The organism is Moorena sp. SIO4A5 (assembly GCF_010672005.1).
Lineage (GTDB): Bacteria > Cyanobacteriota > Cyanobacteriia > Cyanobacteriales > Coleofasciculaceae > Moorena.
Window position 1 is genome coordinate 1 of the sequence record NZ_JAAHHZ010000322.1, and the last position, 5,188, is coordinate 5,188.

5 protein-coding genes are annotated in these 5,188 nt (G+C 40.2%); 3 read left to right on the forward strand and 2 right to left on the reverse strand.

Features of this window, described 5'->3' with window-relative positions:
- Window positions 1-141 precede the first annotated feature (141 nt).
- Together F6K57_RS36085 and F6K57_RS36090 are read left to right on the forward strand one after the other, a co-directional pair.
- Window positions 142-270, forward strand: coding sequence for a hypothetical protein (locus F6K57_RS36085; RefSeq protein WP_293072902.1), 129 nt, complete (start codon window positions 142-144; stop codon window positions 268-270).
- 319 nt (window positions 271-589) lie between these two features.
- Window positions 590-2,257 carry an ATP-binding protein gene (locus F6K57_RS36090; RefSeq protein ID WP_293072905.1) on the forward strand — a complete coding sequence of 556 codons (1,668 nt, stop codon included), beginning with the start codon at window positions 590-592 and terminating at the stop codon, window positions 2,255-2,257.
- A gap of 252 nt (window positions 2,258-2,509) precedes the next feature.
- Here the strand turns inward: F6K57_RS36090 and F6K57_RS36095 are convergent, their stop codons facing one another.
- A complete protein-coding gene (locus tag F6K57_RS36095) occupies window positions 2,510-3,316 on the reverse strand; it encodes a PRC-barrel domain-containing protein (protein ID WP_293060807.1) in 807 nt (268 codons plus the stop codon).
- A gap of 436 nt (window positions 3,317-3,752) precedes the next feature.
- On the opposite strand from F6K57_RS36095, the gene F6K57_RS36100 reads away from it, so the two are divergent.
- Window positions 3,753-4,118 carry a LapA family protein gene (locus F6K57_RS36100; protein ID WP_070393068.1) on the forward strand — a complete coding sequence of 122 codons (366 nt, stop codon included), beginning with the start codon at window positions 3,753-3,755 and terminating at the stop codon, window positions 4,116-4,118.
- A 348-nt stretch (window positions 4,119-4,466) separates the two neighbouring features.
- Here F6K57_RS36100 and F6K57_RS36105 read toward each other — a convergent pair whose 3' ends face one another.
- Window positions 4,467-4,820, reverse strand: a complete 354-nt coding sequence (locus tag F6K57_RS36105) for a hypothetical protein (RefSeq protein WP_075899705.1) — start codon at window positions 4,818-4,820, stop codon at window positions 4,467-4,469.
- Window positions 4,821-5,188 lie beyond the last annotated feature (368 nt).

The following is a 5,188-nucleotide window of genomic DNA, read 5'->3' on the forward strand; positions in this document are numbered from 1 at the left end:
AAGGCAAGAGGCTTGCATACAAAAAGCAAAAGGGGAAAGAGATCCGGAGTTTTATTGGACAATAAAAAAAGACCATACAGGTTTACATCTCATTTATAAAAGTTATAGCGTTTCTAGGACTCATGAGGTACACAGAATTGTTTGACTATTGGCTCTTGCCTCTTCTGTGTTACCTGCTCCCGTCTTGATGCAGTCGCTCATGGGGGAAACCCCCAAGACCGCGCTGCATCGCTGCTCCCTGCTCCCTGCTCCCTACTCTCTGCTCCCTAAAACCCAGATATTTGTACCTCACAAGTCGTAGAATTGCTATATATTGCTATATTTAAGATTAATTTTATAATTCGAGGCTAAATTACCCATCGAATACCCATCGAAGACCATAAATGGGTATACTTTTTAGTATTTTCATCCCCTTAATCTCAAGGATTATACGGATTTTATGTCCATTTTTTAGTAAATTATCCGTAGAATTACTGAGATAACGACTAGTGAAATCACGGTGGAAACAGTTTTTTTTTTAAGTCAATATTAACATATTAGATTTAAATCTAATCTAACCGATGTTTTTTGATTAGTTAACGGTATTGCCATGTCATCAACTTACCTACCAATAACTTCTCCTTCAGCTGATCAAAGGAATTTCCCTGTCCCTTCACCAGTCCCTGCTTCAGTCATTTATTTTCAGAATAAACTCCCCACAGAAAGACCAGACCATTCTGATTGTACCCGAATCCTCTTAATTGAGGACGATATCCAGGATGTTGAGCTCATTAAAGCATTACTCAAAAAGGCCAAACATTTTCCAGCAACACTCACCCATGTAGAGACCTTAGAGCAAGGTCTCGAATGCCTAAAGTATGGAAATATTGATATCGTACTCTGTGACCTGTTCTTACCCGATCAGCAAGGCTTAGAGACATTTTGTGAAATTTATGCCCAGTTTCCCGAAGTGCCTATAATCATTCTGAGTGGACTGACTGATGAGAATTTAGCCATAGAAGCGCTACAAGAAGGAGCACAAGATTACTTAGTTAAAGGAGAATTTGATCGGAACCTATTGATACGAGCGATGCGCTATGGCATTGAGCGGCAACGACTGCTGTTAGCACTGAAGCGAAAAACTGAAGCCCTACGAGCCAGTGAAGAACAATTTCGCACCATGATTACCAGAAATGCTGATGGTGTTGTCATTATTGATCACAATCGAGTGATTCAATTTGTTAATCCCGCAGCAGAATACCTGATGAACTGTAAAGCGGAAAAACTCCAAGGAGAACTATGGTGCAGTTCCTTAGTGGTTGGCCAATCTACAGAACTAGATATTCGCTCCTCCTATGGAAAAATTGTTATTGCCGAAATCCAGCTAGTAGAGATTCAATGGGAAGGAAAAAAAGCCTATATGGCATCACTGCGAGATATCACCACTCGCAAGGAAATAGAAATTGCTCAGAAGGAACTGAATGATGAGTTAGAACGTCGGGTTGAGGAGCGCACAGTTGAACTAAGAGTAGCTAATGCTCAGCTCCAAGTTTTGGAACTTAAACTACGTCAATCACTGGTTAAAGAGAAAGAATTGAGCAATTTTAAATCTCGGATTATCTCTAGCATTTCCCATGAGTACCGCACCCCATTAACTACAATTTCTTCATCAGCAGCAATCCTGGAACGGTACGGTCATAAAATCAATCCGACTCAGCAAGTGAAACATTGTAGACGTATTCAATCCATGGTTCAGCACCTGACTGGTTTAGTAGATGATGTGCTATTTATTAACAAGACAGAATTTGACCAACTAGATTTCCAAGCAGCACCTATAGACTTAGTTATATTTTGTAATAAATTAGTTGATGAAATCCAATCTAAAACCACAGATAAACACCAGATATTGTTTAGCCATGAAGGTGACTATAAGGACTTCAAATCAGATCCTAAGCTGTTACGGCAAATGCTAACTAATCTCCTCTCTAACGCTATTAAATATTCTCCTCAAGGAGGCAAAGTTGAACTTAACGCTAAATGTGACAATAATCAAGTAATACTGGAAGTTAAAGATGAAGGGATTGGCATTCCTAAGCAAGATCAAGGTGAGTTATTTAATTCCTTTAGTCGCGGGAGTAATATCGGTTCTATAGCAGGAATTGGATTGGGATTATCAATTGTAAAAAGTTATGTGGAACAGCATCAAGGTAAAATAGTTATGGCAAGTAAAATAGGTGTAGGTACTCGTGTTACCGTCTCTTTACCATTTCTTCGTTAGTGGTTAGTATGACTAAAAAAAACTGATTTATTTAACCGCAAATTTCCATAAAATGCGAATACTAATATAGTTTGTACAACCTAGTTTTAAGCTATGATACAACCTTAAGTTAAATACGCTTTATTAACTACTTATTATCACTATTTGGTGTTACTTAATGGAAACTGGAAACTGGAAAATTCCCAATTCCCAATTCCCAATTAACAGCCATAGGTAAAAATTATCGCCTCATCACAAATCCTTAGACTTATGTTAGGTTTTGTCTTTCAACTGCTTCGTAACGGATTTGGCTTTATCCTGTAAGTGTGCGGTGGTAGCTTTGGCTGTGTCTTTCAACTGCTCAGTCACTGATTGAGCTTTATCTTTCAACTGTTCGGTGGTAGCATTGGCTTTATCCTTCAACTGTTCAGTGACTGATTGGGCTTTATCTTTCAACTGTTCTGGTATATGTTGAGCTTTTCGTTTGACAGCTTGAAATTCCTGCACAGTTTTTTGATAATCTTCCTTGATCAGGTCTGTAGCTTGACCAATTTTTTTATTAAGTCCTTCCCCATACGGTTTACTATTTTGAGCAACTGTCTCCAGTACAATAACCCGCTTGCTGCCAATACTCGAAATTGCTACGGGTGGGAGTAGATACATACCATCCATAACCCCATGCCAGCCACTGTCGGAGAAGAGATAGTTAACGACACTACCGCTTTTAGGTTTGAGTAAGTAGTCCACTAGCTTACCAATTTTGTTACCCGCATCTGTCCACACCTCATGTCCGATCAGTGAATCCCAAGACTCGGTTTTCTGTTGAGCTTTGTGATTTTTGCTAGTGTTGACGAGAATACTATCGGTGCCAATACTCTCTACTTGACTCCAAGCAAAGTACCGTTTTTTCGTCCCAAGTAATCCAGACTTACACCTTAAGGCAACAACTCGATGAGCTTGATAGTCCAACAAGAGTTGATCGACATGACCAATTTCTTCGGTGGTCTGACGCTCTAATACTAGACGATTGAGTAACTGGCTCTGCCTGATCGGTTTGGGTTGGATAAATAGTAAAGACATCTATTCATGTCTCCAATAGTTAAGAACTGGCGGTCGGAAAAAGACACAGAAGGCTCAGCAACGGTAAGCTATCAGGTAAGCCTATGCCCTACAGATGGTGCTACTTGAGGTGCCGTTAGCGGTCAGCAGTCAGCTATCAGCTTATGGGCTATGGGCAGGCTACTGTTTGCCCAGCGTGCGCGTAGCGCAATCGGTGCTTTTGAATAAGCGATGCAGCGCGGTCTTGGGGGTCCCCCCCATGAGCGACTGCATCAAGAAAACAGGTAAACATTATTCAATGCTCCGGTTCAAGGTTTATTTTAAACTGACGGCTGACCGCTGACCGCTGAATGCTAAATGCTTGTGTACTCCTCTGTGATTTTTTCCATCTAGATTTTAGCTTACAATAATTGAGTCAAGTCTGATCTAGGGGATTACCAAGGAGTGAGTTGAGACTATGCGCTTATTGTTTTTGATTTCAGGCTTCGTGATCGGCTTAGCTATAGCAGCTATTTTATTCGCCCTCCAAAATAAAGCAATTGTGGCGGTAAACTTTGGGGTTTGGACTGTAGAAGAACCTTTATCTCTAGTGATTCTTTTAACTCTTTCTATGGGCTGTTTAGCCGGTTTATTAATCTCCACACCTACTCTAATTAACCAAAGTCGTAAACTAGCTCGGCAACGGAAACGGATTAATGAATTAGAGCAGGATTATAATGAAACAATAGGAAATATTGAGAATCAACGCAAAAGGATAGAGTACTTAGAAGATAGTTTGAAAAGTAAGATAGGTGCTTCATCAGCAGAATCTGAGCCGCAATAGCTGGAAAACTGTTGGTATTGAGCGGTCAGCCGTCAGCGGTCAGCCGTCAGCCGTCAACTAAAATAAACCCTGCGTATAGTGCGCCTATGGGCAATGGGCAATGGGCAAACGGTAGAATTTAATAGTTCGAGATTAATGAGAATTGAAAGTCAACATAAAAGTAGATCAGGATAAGTAAAATAGATTAAATGAATACTTACCTCTTTTTTTAAAAAGCTGATAGCTGATAGCACCTCAAGTAGCATCTCAAGTAGCGCTAATCGCTGATAGCTGATAGCTGATAGCTGATAGCTGATAGCTGATAGCTGATAGCTGATAGCTGATAGCTGATAGCTGATAGCTGATAGCTTACCTATTTGAACTACTGATCAAGGATTCAAACTCAGCTTTTAATGATTCAAAATCTGCCACCCTTGACACTAGTAAATTATCCTTACCAGCATCATTTAATCGTTGTTTCCAATAACTGATGATTTCTGGGTGATTCATCCAGAATTCAATCACACTGTCTACAGCTTGATCTATACCCCAATCTGCCTGGGAGGGAAGGGTTTCAGCTGATTCAATTAAAGCATCCAGGGTACAGTGATAAGTACCTAAGTATTTCAGCCGGGGTGGGACTTTTCTCTGACTCAACGTCTGTTGATGATTGAAAAAGTCTAGGACAGGAGATACTCCTAAGATTTCAAAGGTGTATTTCATAGGTTAAATACCTTCCTTTTTACCAGTTATCCTTTTCACCAGTTACCTCAACCTTTCCAGCCAAGGTGATCGAGATTAGTAGATTTTGATGAGTTTTGTGTTCTGTGTTCTGGATCAGAACTCTGACTGTTTACTAATCCTATAGAACTGCTATGCACTAAATACTAAAGGAATTGTTAAATTGGTTTTGTAGTAATTGTAACACAATGCTATAGGCTGTAACACAGGGAACAGGGAACAGGGAACAGGGAACAGGGAACAGGGAACAGGGAGTCGGGAATCGGGAATCGGGAATCGGGAAGAGTGAAAAAATCTTGTGTATCTGATTAGACTAGAAAGTGCTATAATTCCCTAATATCCCTATCTAC